We start from the raw sequence: 19,382 nt of genomic DNA, 5'->3' as shown, positions 1-19,382 counted from the left end.
AAAGTATGTCGGATGTATTGGAGGTAAAGCACCTGTCGGTCAGCTTTTTTACCCGGCAGGGGGAAGTGCAGGCGGTGCGGGATGTGAGCTTTTCCCTGAAAAAAGGTGAGCTTCTTGCCCTGGTGGGAGAATCCGGCTGCGGAAAAAGCGCGCTGTGCCGCAGCATTATGAAGCTGCTTCCGGCATCCGCAAAGCATAAATCGGGACAGATTCTGCTGGAGGGGGAAGATATCACGGGCTACTCGGAACGGAAGATGTGTGGCCTGCGGGGAAGCCGTTTTTCCATGGTGTTTCAGGACCCCATGACGGCGCTGGATCCGGCCATGACCATTGGAGACCAGATCGCGGAGGCGGTGAAGCTGCAGCGGCAGAGTGGTTTTGGCGCTCAGGGCGGCAGGATTTCACAGGAGCAGTCAGGCTCGCAGGAGCAGAATGCTGGCCGGAAACAGAAATTGCCTCGGAAACAGAAATTGCCCCGGGCACAGATTCAGCACCGGGTGGAAGAACTCATGGAACTGGTGGGGATTGACCACGCTGCAGAGCGCAGCCGCCAGTATCCGCACCAGTTTTCCGGCGGCATGCGGCAGCGTGCCGTGCTGGCGGTGGCACTGGCCGGAAATCCGGAAATCCTCTTTGCGGATGAGCCTACCACAGCGTTGGATGTGACTGTACAGGCGCAGATTCTGGACCTGTTTCGTGATATTCAGAAAAAACTTGGTACATCCATTGTGTTTGTAACTCATGATCTTGGCGCGGTGGCCCGTGTGGCTGACCGTGTGGCGGTTATGTATGCCGGAAAGATTGTGGAGATTGGAACCGCCGATGAGATTTTCTATGATCCGCGTCATCCCTATACAAAGGGACTGATGCGGGCACTTCCGGCGGCTTCCATAGGAAAAGACGCGCTTTATACCATTCCGGGAATGCCGCCCACGCTCATTGATCCGCCGAAGGGCGATGCCTTCGCCTGCCGCAATGAGCAGGCATTGGCGATCGATTATGAAGAAGAACCGCCCATGTTCCAGATTTCGGATACCCATTTCGCGGCGACCTGGACGCTGGATGCGCGGGCGCAGCAGATCGGTGCGGCAGCAGCGCAGAGCGAAAGCGCTTCCGTCTCCGTGCATCCGCGCCGTACGCTTCCGCTGAATTCCGAAATTCTTCTGGATGTGAGCCATCTGACCCAGGTGTACACACTTCCGGGCGGGCGAAAAGAAAAAGCCCTGGATGATGTCTCTTTTCAGATCCGGAAAGGTGAAATCTTTGGGCTGGTAGGGGAATCTGGTTCTGGAAAATCCACGATTGCCCGCTGTGTCATGAACCTGACCAGGCCGTCACATGGAAGTATCGGTTATCGCGGGATTGAGACAAATAATCCGCTGGTATATCGAAAGCATAAGCGTATGCTGCAGTCGGAACGCCAGATTATTTTCCAGGATTCCGCTTCCAGTCTGGATCCCCGCATGAAAATCTGTGATATTGTGGCAGAACCCATGAAAATTCAGAAACGGATCCCGCCCCGGGGGTCGCTTCGGGCAGAGGCAGAATTCCAGATACATTACACGGGACTGGATGCGGAGTATCTGGATAAGTATCCATCCGAGCTTTCCGGCGGACAGCGGCAGCGGGTGGCTATTGCCCGGGCCCTTTCCATGGAGCCGGAGTTTGTGGTGGCAGATGAGCCGGTGGCATCACTGGATGTGTCAATTCAGGCGCAGATCATCAATCTGTTCCGGCATCTGCAGCAGGAACATGGCTTTACGTTTCTGTTTATCGCGCATGATCTTTCGGTGGTGCGCTTTTTGTGCGACCGAATCGGTGTGATGTACCAGGGGAAACTGGTGGAGACGGCGCCGACGGAGGAATTGTTTGCGTCTCCAAAACATGAATATACGAAAAAACTTCTGGCTGCGATCCCGGAACCGGACCCGGCACTGGAGCGGGAGAGGAGGGGCGGCTGTGGATGCTGAGAAAATACAAAGCAATATTTGTGCATCGGAAATGGCTGGAAGGCCGCAAACGCTGCAGCGGGCTGTGCGGGTCTGGAATCTGAACAGGCTTGTACGGACAATCTTGGTTCTGCTGTTTAGTGTTTTTGTTCTGTCTACAACCGTTTTCTTTGTTTCCCGGATGGCGCCCGGCGATCCGCTGGTTTCCTACTATGGGGACCGGGTAGAGCGGATGAGCCCGGAAGAACGAAGCTGGGCAGAGGAAAAACTTGGACTGGATGATGGAATTGCGGTTCAGTATGTGCGCTGGCTGAAGGAAGCGGCACACGGAGATTTTGGAATTTCTTATAAGTATAAGCAGGATGTTGTGACTGTGATTCGAAACCGGGTTGGCAATACGCTGCTGCTTGGCGGAATTGGATTCCTGTTGATCTTTTTTGGTTCCATGTTTCTGGGAATCCTTTGTGCCTGGCGGGAGGACGGTTTGCTGGACCGCTTTTTCTGCCGCGTGGGAACAATCACAAGCTGTATTCCGGAGTTCTGGCTGTCACTGGTGCTGATTCTGATTTTCTCGGCAGGACTTCACTGGCTGCCAAGTTCCGGGGCTTACACTGCGGGAAAGGCAGGTGACGTGGCCGACCGGATACGGCATCTGATTTTGCCGCTTTCCGTGGTGGTACTGAGTCATTTGTGGTATTACGCGTTTCTGATGCGAAACCGCATGCTGGAAGAAATCCGCGGAGATTATGTACTTCTGGCCCGGGCAAAGGGGCTGCGGAAAGGAAAAATTTTGCTGGGCCATTGTCTGCGGGGAGCCATGCCGTCTTACTTAAGTATCATGGCCATTGCGGTGCCGCATATTCTGGGCGGCACCTATGTGGTGGAGACGGTCTTTTCCTATCCGGGGCTGGGAACCCTGACTTATGAGAGCGCGCGGTACAAGGATTATAATCTCCTGATGCTGCTCTGTATCTTATCTGGTGTGCTGGTGATTCTGTGCAGCATGGCAACAGGAAAGATCAATGAATGGTTGGATCCGCGGCTGCGGGTGACCTGCGGCGAGCGGAAGGTGCAGGAGACAGAACAGGAAAACGGGGAAGCTGCAGAGCCGCACAATGCAGAAGAAGCAGAGATTACAGAGAGACTGAGCGTGCAGGAAAACAGAGCAGATATGCCGCAAAGAGCAGTGGAGGCAGCCGGGGCAGAAGCTGCGGAGAGCGGAACAGTAGCAACGGAAAATCTCCGGTTAGAATCTGCCTCACGCAAAATCCAGAATCCGTTTTCTGCTTTGTCAGCTGCAGATCCCCGTTTCCGCATCGTTGGCATCCGTCCGTCTGAGGAAGCTCCGGTGCAGAAGAAGGTTTTCTGGTATCGGAATAAGCCGCTGCTTCCCATCCTGGTTCTTGCAGGAATCGTTCTGGGCTGCATTTGCGCGGACTGGATCATGCCGAAGGATCCTGCGTATATGGATCTTTTAAACTGCAGTGTTCATCCTGGCAAAGAATTTTTGTTCGGCACTGACACCATGGGACGGGATATTTTTTCCATGATCTGGTCCGGAGGACGGATTTCTTTGACCATTGGTGTGCTGGCGTCCCTGATCGCGGCAGCAATTGCGATTCTTTACGGGGCAGTCAGCGGATGTGCTCCGGCCTGGCTGGATGAGCTGCTGATGCGCTTATCTGAAATTTTCTTAAGCGTACCAAATCTTCTTCTGGTAATTTTACTCCAGGCTGCTTTTGGAAAAGCCGGAGTCTTCAGCTTATCGGTCGTGATCGGTGCGACAAGCTGGGCCGGAATGGCAAAAGTGGTGCGCACGGAGGTGCGCCAGATCCGCAACAGTGAGTACGTGATTGCGGCAAGAGCTATGGGAGGAAGCTTCTTCTATATTTTAAGGCGCCACCTGACACCGAATTTCATTGCCTCGATTTTGTTTATGGCCGTGATGAACATCCGCAGTGCCATTACGGCAGAATCGACGTTAAGTTATATGGGGATTGGCCTGCCGCTGGAAATGATCTCCTGGGGAAGCATGCTGAGCCTGGCAGAAAAGGCCATGTCTGGAGGCGCCTGGTGGATCATTGTGATTCCCGGGGCATTCCTTGTAGTAACGCTGCTTTGTATTACGGATATCGGGGAAGCTATGCGGAGAGCGGCGAATCGGAAGGAGAGCAATCTGTAAAGGACTTATCTGTTTTACAGGAAACTCCGTTCACGGATCAAAGATGTTTTCTTTTGAGGTTCAAATTTTTATGTGACAAACGTAACTGTCTATGATATTATAAAAACGATATAGGCGAAAATGACTTTTGCAGAAATGAAAACATTTTTGAGTGAGCAGGAAGCCGTAATGTCAATGTTGCGTTGACTTTGAAAGTAGGAGAACAGTTCGGATATATCGGCTGTTCTCTTTTTTTTATTTTTAAAACATTAACTCGTTGAAGCTTTGCTTGTACACAGTAAAGCATGGGGGATAATAAAATCACTTATCAACAGGAGAAGAAAGGAATGAAAGGAAAGAGAGTGCTTACAGGCATTTTGCTTGTAGGAATTTTAGCGTGCACTCTGACAGGGTGCAGTGATACAGATAGCCCGAAAAAAGAAACAGAAAAGCCGGTCATCACGCTCGGCAGTGACAGCTATCCACCATACAATTATTTGAATGAGGATGGTGTTCCAACGGGCATAGATGTAGAACTGGCAACAGAAGCTTTTGAAAGAATGGGATATCAGGTGGAGATTGTCCAGATCAACTGGGAGAAGAAAAAAGAACTGGTGGAGAGCGGGGAGATTGATTGTATCATGGGCTGCTTTTCTATGGAAGGACGTCTTGGCGATTACCGCTGGGCCGGGCCGTACATAGCAAGCCGCCAGGTGGTTGCTGTAAATGAGAACAGTGATATCTATAAATTGAGTGATCTGGAGGGAAAGAACCTTGCCGTTCAGTCCACAACCAAGCCGGAAGGCATCTTTCTGAACCGGACGGATGAAAGAATTCCAAAGCTGGGCAATCTGATCAGCCTGGGACACAGGGAGCTGATCTATACATTTCTGGGAAAAGGATATGTAGATGCAGTCGCCGCACATGAGGAATCTATTATTCAGTATATGAAGGATTATGACGCAAGCTTTCGTATCCTGGAAGAACCTTTGATGATCACCGGAATAGGTGTTGCTTTTGCAAAAGATGATGACAGAGGAATCTGTGAGCAGATGAACCAGACTCTGAAAGAGATGCGACAGGATGGCACATCCCTGAAAATTATTGAAAAATATCTGGATGATCCCCAGAAGTATCTGGAGGTGGATGATCTTGGATATTAAGAGAAAGAAAAAAGAAAAACGGATCCAGCTGTTCGGCGGTCTGATTGGAATCTGTGTGGCTGCAGTCTCTCTGTTTTATTTCTTTCATGCGGAGAAAGCGGAAGCAGAGAAACGGATGGTAGAGATTGTAAATTATGTCAAAGTGCAGTGCTCCACCTACACCCATTACAATGAATCTTCGGAATCCAAAAGTCTCCTTCGTTCGATCGAAAGCGCCAGACAGATGAGTACCAATATTAATATGGAAATAGAAAACGGTGGTCAGCTAAGCCGGGAGTTCCTGAGAGAAAATCTTCAGACTCTCTGGGTGGATGGCATCCTTGTACTGGATACAGAAGGGAAGACGGACTGTGAATACAGCACGGATGAGACTCTGGCCAATGAGATCACGGAATATCTGCAAAAAGATATTATCATGGATTTTACCGGATATGAAGAAAGATCTTATTCGGAACGGTTTGCCAGGGAAGATGGGTCCTATATTGATATTGCAGCCTGTGCCAGAAAAGATGCACCGGGTATCGTGGCAATCTACTATTACACATCTCCTGAATTTGCCAGAAACTATACCCTGACGATACAGGGACTTTTAAATGGTTATAGTACCCAGAAAGATGGAACGATTATTGTTGCAGACGATGGGATCGTTGCTGCCAGCAATGATCAGAGCCTGTTAGGGCAGAATACGGCTGACAACGAAGTTGTTCAGGCAATGAAAAAGCATACAGACAGTCAGCACATTTATCATTTGAAGAATGAAGGAATCGGATGTTACGGAATCATGCTGAAGCAGAGGGATTACTATATTTATGCGTATATTCCGGATACGGAAGTATTCCATAATCTTTCATTAAGTGTGATAAGCGTTATGTTTCTTTATTTCCTGATATACAGTATATTCTGGTTCTGGACATACAGAACCAATCTTGCACACCGGAAACAGGAACTGGAAAAAGATGAAAAATATAAAGCAGAACTTCTGATAGCTGCAAAAAAGGCAGAAGCCGCCAATGAGGCAAAAACAGAGTTTCTCCAGCGAATGAGCCATGATATCCGGACTCCGATCAATGGAATCTGTGGCATAATCAATGTGGCAGACCATTATGCAGAGGATATGGAGAAACAGACGGAATGCAGGACAAAGGTTAAAGAGGCATCCAACCTGTTACTGGAACTGGTAAATGATGTTCTGGACATGAGTAAGCTTGAGTCAGGGGAAATTGTTCTGGAAGAGCTTCCATTTAACCTGAGCAGTATTTCCAGGGAAGTATTTGTAGTGATCGAACAGATGGCTGCAGAACAGAATATCCAGATTGTGTGGGAGAAAAAAGAAATCACACACCGGGATTTTATTGGAAGTCCGGGGTATGTAAAACGTGTGATGATGAATATCCTGTCCAATGCAGTGAAATATAACAGAGAAAACGGACAGATCTATATCAGCTGCATGGAAATTCCATCCGAACAGCCAGAAATGACCACAATGGAATTTGTCTGCCGGGATACCGGAATCGGAATGACTGAGGAATTTCAGAAATGTGTGTTTGAACCATTTGCGCAGGAACATACGGGAAGCCGCACAAAATTTGCAGGAACAGGTCTGGGAATGGCGATTGCAAAGAATCTGGTCGAGAAAATGGGTGGAACCATTACCTTTGAAAGTGAAGAAGGCGCAGGAACCACCTTTGTGATCCGGGTTCCGTTTAAAATAGACCTGGATGTGGATAAACGTGAAGAACAGGAAGATGTATCAGGGAAATCTATAAAGGGACTCCACATTCTTCTGGCAGAAGACAATGATTTAAATATGGAAATTGCAGAATTTATGCTTCAGAACGAAGATGCTGTCGTGACAAAAGCATGGAATGGACAGGAGGCAGTGGAGATATTCAGAAAAAGCGGATCTGGAGAATTTGATGTGATTCTTATGGATATCATGATGCCGGTGATGAATGGATATGAAGCAGCAAAGACGATCCGCTCCATGGACAGAGAGGATGCAAAGGTGATTCCGATCATTGCAATGACGGCAAATGCATTCACAGAGGATAGACTGAGGGCAAAAGAAGCAGGAATGGATGAACATATAGCAAAGCCTATTGATGGAAAATTATTGGTAAAAGTAATTCATAAACTGGTGAAACACGATTTCAGGGGGAGAATTCATAATGAAAAAGAAAAAATGGAATAAGATACTTGCGGTACTTTTGGCAATGGTGATAGTCATGTCATTTCTGTCAGCCTGCGGCGGGAAGAGTGCAGAAAAAGAAGATGTAGAAACTATCACGGTGTATTTGTGGAGCACAAAGCTGTATGAAAAATATGCACCATACATCCAGGAACAGCTTCCGGACATCAATGTGGAATTTGTAGTAGGGAATAATGACCTGGATTTTTATAAGTTTCTTAAAGAAAATGATGGATTGCCGGATATTATAACCTGCTGTCGTTTTTCACTGCATGATGCAAGTCCGCTGAAAGACAGTCTGATGGATCTTTCAACAACCAATGCAGCAGGTGCAGTCTATGATACCTACCTCAACAGTTTCAGGAACGAGGATGGCAGTATAAACTGGCTTCCGGTGTGTGCAGATGCCCATGGTTTCGTGGTGAACAAAGATCTATTTGAACAGTATGATATTCCTCTGCCAACAGACTATGAAAGCTTCGTTTCTGCCTGCCAGGCATTTGAAGCAGTGGGTATCCGTGGGTTTTCTGCAGACTATTATTATGATTATACCTGTATGGAAACACTGCAGGGATTGTCAGCGTCAGAACTGTCTACTGTGGACGGACGTAAGTGGCGCACTACTTACAGTGATCCGGGGAATACAAAGAGGGAAGGTCTGGACAGTACCGTCTGGCCGCAGGCTTTTGAACGTATGGAGCAGTTCATCCAGGATACAGGACTGAACCAGGATGATCTGGATATGAATTATGATGATATCGTTGAGATGTACCGAAGTGGTAAGCTTGCCATGTATTTTGGCAGCTCTTCCGGTGTGAAAATGTTTCAGGATCAGGGCATCAACACAACATTTCTTCCATTCTTTCAACAGAATGGCAAAAAGTGGCTGATGACTACGCCATATTTCCAGGTGGCTTTAAACCGTGATCTGACACAGGATGAGACACGCCAAAAGAAAGCAATGGAGGTACTGAACACAATGCTTTCAGAGGAGGCGCAGAACCGGGTCATTAGTGATGGTCAGGATTTGCTGAGCTACAGTCAGGATGTGGATCTCCATCTTACGGAATATATGAAAGATGTGAAACCTGTGATCGAAGAAAATCATATGTATATCCGAATTGCGTCAAATGACTTTTTCTCCGTTTCCAGGGACGTGGTTTCTAAGATGATCGCAGGAGAATATGATGCAGAGCAGGCATACCAGTCATTTAATTCTCAGCTTCTGGAAGAGAAATCCACATCTGAGAATATTGTGCTGGATTCAAAGAAAACTTATTCCAATCGCTTCCATACCAGCGGAGGCAATGAAGCCTATTCTGTTATGGCAAACACTCTGCGCAGCATTTATGGTACAGATGTGCTGATCGCAACCGGAAACAGTTTTACGGGAAATGTACTGAAGGCAGGATATACGGAAAAGATGGCGGGAGACATGATCATGCCAAACGAGCTTTCCGCTTACAGTAGCGAGATGAGCGGGGCAGAACTGAAGGAAACGGTCAGAAACTTCGTAGAAGGCTATCAGGGAGGCTTTATCCCCTTTAACCGCGGCTCTCTGCCTGTGTTCAGTGGTATTTCTGTAGAAATTAAGGAAACGGATAATGGTTATACATTGAGTAAAGTTACAAAGAATGGAAAACAGATTCAGGACAAGGATACTTTTACTGTGACCTGCCTTGCAGCACCACAACATATGGAAGCTTATGCGGCAGAGGAAAATATTGTATTTGATGGAGGGGATACCTCTGTGAAAGATACCTGGACAACATATGTTTCAGATGGTAATGCCATTCTTGCAGAGCCTGAAGACTACATTACTCTGAGGTGAGAAGAATGGATGTTAAGAATCATAATATAAACAGAAAGAAACAGGTTGTGAGAAAACGATGGAATACGGCAGTTCTTATTGCCCTATTCGTTGGAATCCTTTTGACTGTTTTCCGATATTTTGAGTTTGTATCGAAGACTGTTTATGAGGAAAGTGTTTCTCACCTGACAGAAATTTTTCATCAGTCTGATAATATGTTAAGTGAGCTGACAAATAAGAATCTGACTTATCTTCATATATGGGGGGAATATCTGCAGAACACTTCCGATGAAAGTGAAATTCGTGAGTATATAGAGAAAGCACAGGAAGATGCAGGCTTTTTAGATTTTTATTTCCTGTCAGCGGACGGGAACTATAAGATGGTAACAGGTGAAACCGGGTATCTGGGATTACAGGAAAATATTGAAGATGAGATCTGGCAGGGAAATGATGTGATAACCAATGCAACAGTTCCCGGAAAATCCCAGCTCCTTGTTTTTGCCACTCCCAAGCCTCATGGAAATTATCAGGGCTTTGAATATGATGCCATTGCCATTACCTATGAAAACTCTGATATCGTAAATGTGCTGAATATTTCTGCTTTCAATGGAAATGCCCAGAGTTATGTGGTTCATCCGGATGGTCGTGTTGTTGTGGATCATTCTTCTGAGTCATGGGGAGAGGTGTATAATTTCTTTGGGATTCTGAGAGAGCATTCCAACATGTCTGAAAAAGAGATCCTTAAACTTTCAGAAGAGTTTAAGGAAGGACATACAGATGCAATGCTGATAAATCTGGATGGAGAGGATTACTATCTGGTCTATGAGAAATCCAAACCTCAGGACTGGATCTTTCTGGGACTTGTCCAGGCTGATATCGTCAATGCCAGTATGAATGTTCTACAGCGTAGTACTATGCTGCTTGTAAGTGCAGTAGCGGTGTGTATTGCCGGTCTTTTTATTGGAATTATTCTCCGTAAAAACAGGGTAAACATGAAAAGAAAGGATACGGAGATCCTGTACAGGGACGAATTGTTTCAAAAGCTGTCAATGAATGTGGATGACGTTTTCCTGATGCTGGATGCCAAAACATATAAAGCAGATTACGTCAGTCCCAATGTGGAAAAACTGCTGGGAATTAAAGTAGAACAGATCCGTAAAGATATTTGTGTTCTTGGGAAACTGCATCCTGGGGATGTTGAAGATCCGGAGAAGAATTATCTGGAAGAAATCCAGGTTCAGGAGCAGCAGGAATGGGATTTTGAATATATTCATCAGAAAACAGGAGAACACCGCTGGTTTCATAATGTTGCAATGGGCAGCGAGGTAAACGGGGAAAAGAAATATATCCTGGTTCTGTCAGATCGTACCTCTGACAGAAAAATGAATCAGGCGCTTTCTGAGGCGGTCCGCGCTGCGGAGACTGCCAACAGGGCAAAGAGCACCTTCCTTTCCAATATGTCTCACGATATCCGGACACCAATGAATGCCATTATTGGTTTTACCACACTGGCTGTGAGTAATATTGATAATAAGGAAAAGGTCAGGGATTATCTGGGTAAGATTCTTTCATCCAGCAATCATCTGCTTTCACTTATCAATGATGTGCTGGATATGAGCCGTATTGAGAGCGGAAAGATTCATCTGGAGGAAACGGAGGTCAGTCTGTCAGAGGTCCTTCATGATCTGAAGACCATTGTCAGTGGGCAGATCCATGCAAAACAGCTGGAACTTTACATGGATGCCATGGATGTGACCAATGAGAATGTCTATTGTGACAAGACACGGCTGAACCAGGTCCTGTTGAATTTATTATCTAATGCAATCAAGTTTACGCCGGCAGGCGGAACTGTTTCTGTCCGGCTGAGACAGTATCCGGGAACAAAAAAAGGCAGTGAACTGTACGAGATACGGGTAAAGGATAACGGAATCGGCATGAGTCCGGAATTTGTACAGAAGATATTTTCGCCGTTTGAGCGGGAGCGGACTTCTACTGTCAGCAGGACGCAGGGTACAGGACTTGGCATGGCCATCACCAAAAACATCGTGGATATGATGGGAGGAACCATTGAGGTTCAGACAGAACAGGGAAAAGGTACTGAATTTATTATCCGTCTGCCATTGCGGATCCAGCCTGAGAATCACCGTATAGAGAAAATCGCAGAACTGGAAGGTCTGAAGGCATTGGTAGTAGACGATGATTTCAATACCTGTGACAGTGTGACTAAAATGCTTGTAAAGGTTGGAATGCGTTCGGAATGGACACTTTCCGGTAAGGAGGCTGTTCTTCGTGCTCGTCAGTCTATGGAACTTGGAGATGCATTCCATGCTTATATCATTGACTGGCGTCTGCCGGATATGAACGGTATTGAAGTTACACGCCAGATCCGCAGCCTTGGCGATGATACACCGATCATTATCCTGACTGCATATGACTGGTCAGATATCGAAGTGGAAGCCAGGGCAGCAGGGGTAACTGCATTCTGTGCGAAACCTATGTTTATGTCAGATATCAGAGAGACATTGATGACTGCTATCGGTCAGAAGCAGGCAGAGACAGAAGATACAATCCTCCCGGAAGCTGGTTTGGATTTCAGGGGAAAGAGTTTATTGCTTGTAGAAGACAATGAGCTAAACAGTGAAATTGCGGTGGAGATCCTGAATGAATATGGTTTCCTTGTTGACACCGCAGAAAATGGATCAGAAGCAGTGGAAAAAGTTAAGAATTCAAAACCGGGCAGCTATGATCTTGTGTTGATGGATGTACAGATGCCGGTAATGAACGGATATGAGGCTACGAAACAGATTCGTGCCCTGAAAAATCCGGCGCTGGCGAAAATTACCATCCTTGCCATGACGGCCAATGCTTTTGACGAAGACAGAAAAAAAGCACAGGAATGCGGTATGGATGGATTCTTATCCAAGCCAATCATTATAGATGAATTGATTGATACATTACAGAATAATCTGAAGTGAGTTTTTGGAATTTCATAAAACCCGAATGGACAAAGGAAAAATATGGATAAAAGACAAACGATACTTATTGTAGATGATGCAGAATTTAAAATTTTCGGGGGAGGGTATGGATGATTTCAAAAAACTTACAGAGCAACTTTTTGAAAAAGATATTTGGTGTATCTGTTGTAACTGTGCTGTTATGTCTTACTGGCTGTACGAATAAGAATGCGACGAGTGAACATGAAGCAGTCACTATTCTGGCACCTTATTTAGAGTGTGATCGATTAGCTGATCTGGTACATGAGAAGTATCCGGAAGTAAATTTAGAGATTCTTTCCTATTCGGGTGCAAACACAACACAATATTTACAGAATATGTTAGCAGCAGATGATCTTCCCGATATTTGTTCACAGACAGTTTATGATCCAAACATCAATGACATGAGTGATAAGATGATCGATCTTTCAGGTTATGATTTTACAGACAACTATGTAGAATCCAGATTGCAGGATGTCTCAGATGATGGAGCCATTTACATGCTTCCGTCAGCCTACAGCTGTATCGGCATTACATATAACAAGACTTTATTAGAGGAACATGGATGGGAGCTCCCAAAATCCTTTGCTGATCTGGAAAACCTGGCAGAGGAAGCAAAGGCGGCAGGGGTACAGCTGTGCCTGGCGCAGATTGCATATCCGGGTTATGGATTTCAATATATGTGCAATATTGCGGATACGGGATTTCTGGGAACTTTTCAGGGCAAGCAGTGGCAAAAGGATTATCTGACAGGAAAGGCCAATGTGAGTGATACACAGGGCATGATGGATTGCATGAACTATATTCAGAAATGGAAAGATCTGGGGATGTTTACTGCTAATGAAAAGAATCCCCAGAGCGATGACGAAACCAGAAATGAATTTATGGAAGGCAATACGTTATTCCTGCTTGGAAGCAAAAATGGTATCGGAGAAACAGATGATACAAAGGATCAGTTTGGATTAATGCCATATCTTTCTGAAGACGGAAGCCAGAATGTATATATTTTGAATGTGACACGCTATCATGGATTGAGCAAAAAATTAGAGGAGAATCCACAAAAGCTTGACGATGCATTAAAAGTTATGGAGATTCTTTCTTCCGTGGAAGGAACAACTGCGATATATGATGAATCGAAATTAATATCGAACCTTTTACCGTTTAAGGACTGGAATGCAGACGATACCTATTATGGAGATATTGCAGATGAGATCAATGCCGGAAATACGGCACCGCTTATTTATGCAGGGTGGGAAAATACATTGGTAAATACAGGAAATCGTATGCTGGAATACCTTCAGGATCAGGCAACGCTTGAAGATGTTGTGGATCAGCTGGATACGGATCAGGATTCTGTAGTAAACAATAAACCGGAAGTTATCACGACTACAACTGAAATTATTTCTCAGGAGAGCTGTGCAAAATTGATCGGAAAAAGCTTTATGGAAGCAACAAAAAGCGACGCAGCACTGATTTCACTTGGGAAATGGATACATGGTAATGGAATAGACCAGAATACAGAGGGTGTGAATGGCAAACTTTATGCACAGGATATTACAGAAGCTGATATTTGTACGATTCTTCCAACAAGCTGGTATGGCACAATACAGACAGCGAAAATTACAGGGAAAGATATCAAAAAGTTATGTGAAGATGGTTATGATGCCGCAGGTACAGGCAATACCTATCCATATGTGCTGGTGAAGGATAAAGAACTTGAAGATGATAAAACTTATCAGGTTGTTATTTGCGGAGCAAATGAAGATGTTGTATTAAATGACAGTGGTATTGTGGGAATGGATGCAGCGAAAGATTACTTTTCAAAATTTAAAACACTGAGCGAGGCGGATGTGAAATGAAACTAAGTCAGAACAGTACATTGGAGAAGACAAAACAATATAAAAAAGTTATTTTGGGATGTATTGTTGCAATCTTAGTTATGCTCGGTTTATTTATTTTCCTGAATCAGTCATATATTCAAAAGTTTATTTATGAAGAACGATTGAACCAGATGGATGAAATTACCCATCAGATGTTTTTGAATCTGGAAGATGTTATGGGCACAAAATGGGATTATGTCCAGGTACAATGTAACCTCATAGAATCTACTGATCTACAGACTGTGGATGATATGAGCCGATATATGAAAACAATAACAGATTTATATGAATTTGAAGATTCCAGGATAACATTGCTGGCAGTGGATGACAGTGGAAAGTACTATACAGAAGAAGGAAACCAGGGAATAGTGAGAGATGCATATCATTTCGAGAACAGCCCTGAAAAAATCAGCTACGTGTCGAATTTTATTACAACAAATGAATCCCGTATGGTCTTTTTAAAGAAACTGGATCATCCCATCAGACTTCAAAGCGGTCAGATTATTAATTACTATGGCTTATATCAGGATATGCGGAAGCTGAACGAATATTTTGGCTGTGATGCTTATGAAAACAATAACAGTGTCTATATTCTTGATGATAATGGCTTTAAACAGTTTAACAGTAATAAAGTAGAACTGATTAAAGGACATAATGTGTTTTCCGTATTAAAGAAGATGGAATATCTTCATGGTTCTTCCTTTGACAAAACGGAAAAAGAATTAAATGAAAAGGGTGTAAGTTATTCCAATGCTATACTTGACGGGACAGAATATTTCTATGTTTTAAAAAGAATGGATAGTGCAGCATGGACCCTGATCTTTCTGGTGCCGGCAAAATATGTAGCAACGAATACGGTAAGGCTTGTGCACCTGATCATGTGCTTTATCATTCTGTTTGCAGTTGTTGCGGCAGTTTGTGTAATTACAGCTATCGTAACAGTGCTTAGAAAAAAACAGAGTGAAGCAATTGAGGTTGAAAGAGAAAATAACGCAAAACTGGAAACAATCAATACAGAACTTACACAGGCAAAACAGGCAGCTGAACAGGCATTAGAAGTAGCCAGTTATGCCAGCCAGTCCAAAAGTGATTTTCTGGCAAATATGTCCCATGATATCCGTACACCAATGAATGCAATTACCGGTATTACATCATTGCTTGAACATGATGCAGGAAATGAAGAAAAAGTAAGAGAATATGCTAAAAAAATAGATGTTTCTGCACGGCATCTGTTGGGGATTATCAATGATGTTCTGGATATGAGCAAGATTGAGGCAGGAAAAACGGTTTTCAAATATTCTGACTTTTCTATAGTGGATTTTATACAGGAACTTGACACGATATTTCATTCTCAAATATATGAAAAGCAGCAGACCTTTACAATTACAAAAGAAAATATCCGGCATGAGTGGGTGAATGGGGATCGAGTCCATTTGATGCAGATTTTCAGTAATCTGCTCTCTAATGCAATAAAATATACACAGGAAGGTGGAAGAATCCAGCTTCTGGCAGAAGAATGTGAATCAAATTCATCTGTTTATGCCAAGTATCGCTTTTTAGTCAGCGATAATGGTATGGGAATGTCAGCAGATTTCCAAAATACAATTTTTGATGCGTTTACCCGTGCAGAAAATTCCATGACGAATAAAATACAGGGAACCGGACTTGGAATGGCGATTACCAGAAATCTGGTTGAGGCAATGGGAGGCACCATTGACGTGGACAGTGAACTGGGACAGGGAAGCTGTTTTGAGGTTCTCCTGGATCTGAAAATTGCAGAGAATAGAACAGTTGACCTGGTGACACAAGAAGAAACAGATGAGCAGGATGGTAATATCCTGCAGGGAATGAGATTCCTGTGTGCAGAGGATAATAAGCTGAACGCAGAGATCCTGACGGAACTGTTAAAGATTGAAGGTGCGGAATGTACCATCTGTGAAAACGGTGAAGAGATTTTGAAAGCATTTGAACAGTCTGCTCCAGGTGATTATGACATGATCCTGATGGATGTGCAGATGCCTGTTATGAATGGCTATGAGGCGACGAAGGCAATCCGCAGAAGTTCCCATGAACTGGCAAAGAAGATTCCGATCATTGCCATGACTGCCAATGCATTCTCAGAGGACATTCAGCATTCTCTGGCAGCCGGTATGAATGCACATGTTTCAAAACCGGTTGAGATGAAGGTGCTTGAAAAGACGATCAGAAGCATAAAATCCGGGGGGGGCAACGAAACGCAGGTCATTACTCCAGTAACCATTTGCAAAACTGATTGATATAAAAACAATATTTACAGATGGCATCATGAAAGATTGGATGGAAAAGGTCAGAAAAGAAGAATGGATAAAAGAAGAAAAAAATCAGCCGTACTATTTGCATATATATTTGTGGTCCTGGGAATGTGGATGATGTTATCGGTACACTGCCAGGCAGCTGAAACGAATAATGATGAAAAACAACAGACACAGATTATACGTGTCGGTTCATTTGAGGACACCTTCAATTATGTCGACAAAAACGGTGTCAGACGAGGTTATGGCTACGAACTCATGCAGGCTCTGGCAGGTTATACCGGATGGAAATTTGAGTATGTGAAATGTGACTGGTCCAACTGTTTTGATAAGCTTGAAAATGGTGAGATTGATATCATGGGTGATATCTCTTACACCGATGAACGTGCACAAAAGCTGCTTTTTTCGGATGACCTGATGAGTGAGGAAAAATATATTCTTTATGCTGATTTGTCAGATATGGATATTGGGACATCTGATTTCAAGTCGCTGGATGGAAAACGCATAGGTGTGCTCATGGGTACTGAACCTGAAATCATGCTGACAGAATGGGAAAATAAGAATGGTATACACACAGAGCATGTAAATGTGAATAATAATGATGATGTTGAAAAGAAATTAGAGAATCAAGACATTGATTGTTTTGTATCTCTGGAGGAATCCATCTGGTCTGAACAGGGAATATCATCCATTGCAACGATTGGCAAATCAGGCATATATTTTGCAATAAATAAAGAGCGCAGCGATATCAAGACGGAGCTGGATTATGCTATGCGTCAGCTGGAACAGGATAGTCCCTTTTTTAAGGCAGATTTGTATAAGAAGTATTTTACGCTTGATTATTGTCAAAGTCTTACTGGCGGAGAAAAGTCATGGCTGGAAGAACATGGTGACATCCGGATAGGATTTCTGAGCAATGATCCGGCGGTATTTTCCATGGACGAAGTAACTGGAAAACTTACGGGTATGCTGGCAGAGTATACTTCTTATGCCAAAGACTGTCTGGGGAATCAGACACTAAAATTTTATATACAGGAATATGATAGCTATGACGAAATGACTCAGGCTCTGCAGAATCGTGAGATTGATGTGGTTTTTTATGCCGGCAGAAATCCTGATCTCGCAGAAAAAAACGGCTATGCACTTACAAACACTGCCTGGAACTACAGCCTGATGGCGGTAACGGATGAGAAAAATTTTAATGAGGACAGGGTGTATACAGTAGCTGTGCCAAAGGAAAAAGATGCCTTAAAACAGCATATTGCTTTCGGTTATCCGCAATGGAAGCTGGTAGATTATGATTCGCTTGAGGATGCAGCGGATATGGTTGTCAGTGGAAAAGCAGACTGTTTCCTTATGGGATCAAGTCAGGCAATGATCTATGATAACAATCGAGATTTCAAGAGTGTTCCACTTACCAAAACAATGGAAGCGTGTTTTGCAGTAAGAGGTGGAGAAGGAACCCTCTTATCGATATTGAATAAAACCTTAAAGGCTATGCCATCTGACATGCTTACAAGTGCCCTTGCTATTTATGACAGTACAGCAGATAAGGTAACATTTTTGGACTTTGTAAAAGACAATATGCTTGCTTTTTTTGTTACGGCAGGATTTTTTGTACTCACTATCATTGGTATTATCCTCATACTTTTACGGAAGGCAAGGAAAGCAGAAGCTGCCGCAAAGCTTGCTGCAAATGATACACAAAAGCTTAATGACAAACTGGAAATCGCTCTGAAAAAAGCAGAAGATGCCAGTCTCGCAAAGACCTGTTTCCTTAACAATATGTCACATGACATCCGCACTCCTATGAATGCAATTCTGGGTTATGCACAGCTTATGGAGAATGAATTAAATGGAAAAGACATGCCTGAGACTTTAGAACATCTGGAAAAACTGCAGCAGTCCGGGAATCTGCTCCTGTCAATCATAAATAATGTACTGGATATGGCCCGGATCGAGAGCGGAAGGATGGAGCTTGATGAGAATTACTGCCGGATTGAAGATGTCTGGAAATCCTTGTTTGCAGTATTTGCTGAGAAAGCAAGGAAAAAGAATATTGCGCTTCATTACACGATGAATGTAGAACATGAGCACATATTGACAGATGTTACCAAGATAAAAGAAATATTGGTCAACATCCTGAGTAATGCCATAAAATATACTCCAGCCGGTGGTTCTGTTATGGTAGATGTAGATGAATTACCTTGTGATGAGTCCGGATACATGATAGCGAGGATGAGAGTCAGCGATACCGGAATCGGTATGAGTCAGGAGTATCTGACAGAGATTTTCGAGGCATTCACACGTGAGCAGAACACCACAAAGAGCAAGATCGCAGGAAGCGGACTTGGAATGTCAATCGTCAAGAAATATGTTGATCTGTTGGGAGGAACAATAGATGTAGAGAGTGAACTTGGAAAAGGAAGCACCTTTACAGTTACACTGAAACACAAGATAGCCGATGAAAGTTATTATGTAAAAAAACGTGCTGAAAGCTCTGAATCAAGCAGTGAAATCCTTGAAGGCAAGAATATTCTTTTGGCGGAAGATAATGATCTGAATGCAGAGATTGCAGAGGCAATACTTGAGCGTGCCGGCCTTAAGACAGAGCGTGTGGAGGATGGCATTCAGTGTGTAAACAGGATAGAAAAGATGCCAGCAGGCACATATGATATGATCTTGATGGATATCCAGATGCCGAAAATGAACGGTTATAAAGCAACACAGGAAATCAGAAATTTGCCGGATAAGGATAAAGCGTGCATACCGATTGTTGCAATGACAGCAAATGCATTTGAAGAAGATAAGAGAGAGGCTATTGCAGCCGGAATGAATGGACATATAGCAAAGCCGATCCAGGTCGATACGCTTCTGTCAATGTTAGCAGAAATCATAAGGCAACAAGAAAAATAGTAACTGGCAGCCAGTTGCAGAAAAAGTAGGC

Annotated in this window: 9 protein-coding genes; all 9 read left to right on the top strand. The window is 44.1% G+C overall.

Features of this window, described 5'->3' with window-relative positions; genetic code table 11:
- The first annotated feature begins 5 nt into the window (after positions 1 to 5).
- Positions 6 to 1,970, top strand: a complete 1,965-nt coding sequence (locus tag WMO41_RS05720; protein WP_349228932.1) for a dipeptide ABC transporter ATP-binding protein — start codon at positions 6 to 8, stop codon at positions 1,968 to 1,970.
- On the top strand, positions 1,885 to 4,131 hold the full coding sequence (locus WMO41_RS05715) for an ABC transporter permease subunit (RefSeq protein WP_349228931.1): 2,247 nt from the start codon (positions 1,885 to 1,887) through the stop codon (positions 4,129 to 4,131). Before WMO41_RS05720 ends, WMO41_RS05715 begins: the two co-directional genes overlap by 86 nt.
- 326 nt (positions 4,132 to 4,457) lie before the next feature.
- On the top strand, positions 4,458 to 5,273 hold the full coding sequence (locus tag WMO41_RS05710) for a substrate-binding periplasmic protein (RefSeq protein ID WP_349228930.1): 816 nt from the start codon (positions 4,458 to 4,460) through the stop codon (positions 5,271 to 5,273).
- On the top strand, positions 5,257 to 7,464 hold the full coding sequence (locus WMO41_RS05705; RefSeq protein WP_349228929.1) for an ATP-binding protein: 2,208 nt from the start codon (positions 5,257 to 5,259) through the stop codon (positions 7,462 to 7,464). The genes WMO41_RS05710 and WMO41_RS05705 overlap by 17 nt, the downstream gene beginning before the upstream one ends.
- Positions 7,442 to 9,292 (top strand): extracellular solute-binding protein, encoded by a 1,851-nt coding sequence (locus WMO41_RS05700; protein ID WP_349228928.1) that lies wholly within the window; start codon positions 7,442 to 7,444, stop codon positions 9,290 to 9,292. The genes WMO41_RS05705 and WMO41_RS05700 overlap by 23 nt, the downstream gene beginning before the upstream one ends.
- Before the next feature lie 5 nt (positions 9,293 to 9,297).
- The gene (locus WMO41_RS05695) at positions 9,298 to 12,246 is read left to right on the top strand and encodes a hybrid sensor histidine kinase/response regulator (protein WP_349228927.1); all 2,949 of its coding nucleotides are present in this window, start codon (positions 9,298 to 9,300) and stop codon (positions 12,244 to 12,246) included.
- Positions 12,247 to 12,356: 110 nt separating this feature from the next.
- Entirely contained in the window at positions 12,357 to 14,123 is a 1,767-nt protein-coding gene (locus WMO41_RS05690) for a 5'-nucleotidase C-terminal domain-containing protein (protein ID WP_349228926.1), read from the top strand.
- Positions 14,120 to 16,420 carry an ATP-binding protein gene (locus WMO41_RS05685; RefSeq protein WP_494338429.1) on the top strand — a complete coding sequence of 767 codons (2,301 nt, stop codon included), beginning with the start codon at positions 14,120 to 14,122 and terminating at the stop codon, positions 16,418 to 16,420. The genes WMO41_RS05690 and WMO41_RS05685 overlap by 4 nt, the downstream gene beginning before the upstream one ends.
- A 63-nt stretch (positions 16,421 to 16,483) precedes the next feature.
- Positions 16,484 to 19,351, top strand: coding sequence for a transporter substrate-binding domain-containing protein (locus WMO41_RS05680; RefSeq protein ID WP_349228924.1), 2,868 nt, complete (start codon positions 16,484 to 16,486; stop codon positions 19,349 to 19,351).
- Positions 19,352 to 19,382: the final 31 nt, after the last annotated feature.

This window comes from Ventrimonas faecis, from assembly GCF_040096075.1.
GTDB lineage: Bacteria > Bacillota > Clostridia > Lachnospirales > Lachnospiraceae > Brotaphodocola > Brotaphodocola faecis.
Note: the sequence above shows the minus strand (reverse complement) of the source record. Positions and strands in the feature narration are given on the sequence as shown.

Bases quoted from the DNA above. Each gene is read 5' to 3' on its own strand.
- WMO41_RS05720 (WP_349228932.1), top strand. From the start codon at position 6: ATGTCGGATGTATTGGAGGTAAAGCACCTGTCGGTCAGCTTTTTTACC.
- WMO41_RS05715 (WP_349228931.1), top strand. From the start codon at position 1,885: ATGAATATACGAAAAAACTTCTGGCTGCGATCCCGGAACCGGACCCGG.
- WMO41_RS05710 (WP_349228930.1), top strand. From the start codon at position 4,458: ATGAAAGGAAAGAGAGTGCTTACAGGCATTTTGCTTGTAGGAATTTTA.
- WMO41_RS05705 (WP_349228929.1), top strand. From the start codon at position 5,257: ATGATCTTGGATATTAAGAGAAAGAAAAAAGAAAAACGGATCCAGCTG.
- WMO41_RS05700 (WP_349228928.1), top strand. From the start codon at position 7,442: ATGAAAAAGAAAAAATGGAATAAGATACTTGCGGTACTTTTGGCAATG.
- WMO41_RS05695 (WP_349228927.1), top strand. From the start codon at position 9,298: ATGGATGTTAAGAATCATAATATAAACAGAAAGAAACAGGTTGTGAGA.
- WMO41_RS05690 (WP_349228926.1), top strand. From the start codon at position 12,357: ATGATTTCAAAAAACTTACAGAGCAACTTTTTGAAAAAGATATTTGGT.
- WMO41_RS05685 (WP_494338429.1), top strand. From the start codon at position 14,120: ATGAAACTAAGTCAGAACAGTACATTGGAGAAGACAAAACAATATAAA.
- WMO41_RS05680 (WP_349228924.1), top strand. From the start codon at position 16,484: ATGGATAAAAGAAGAAAAAAATCAGCCGTACTATTTGCATATATATTT.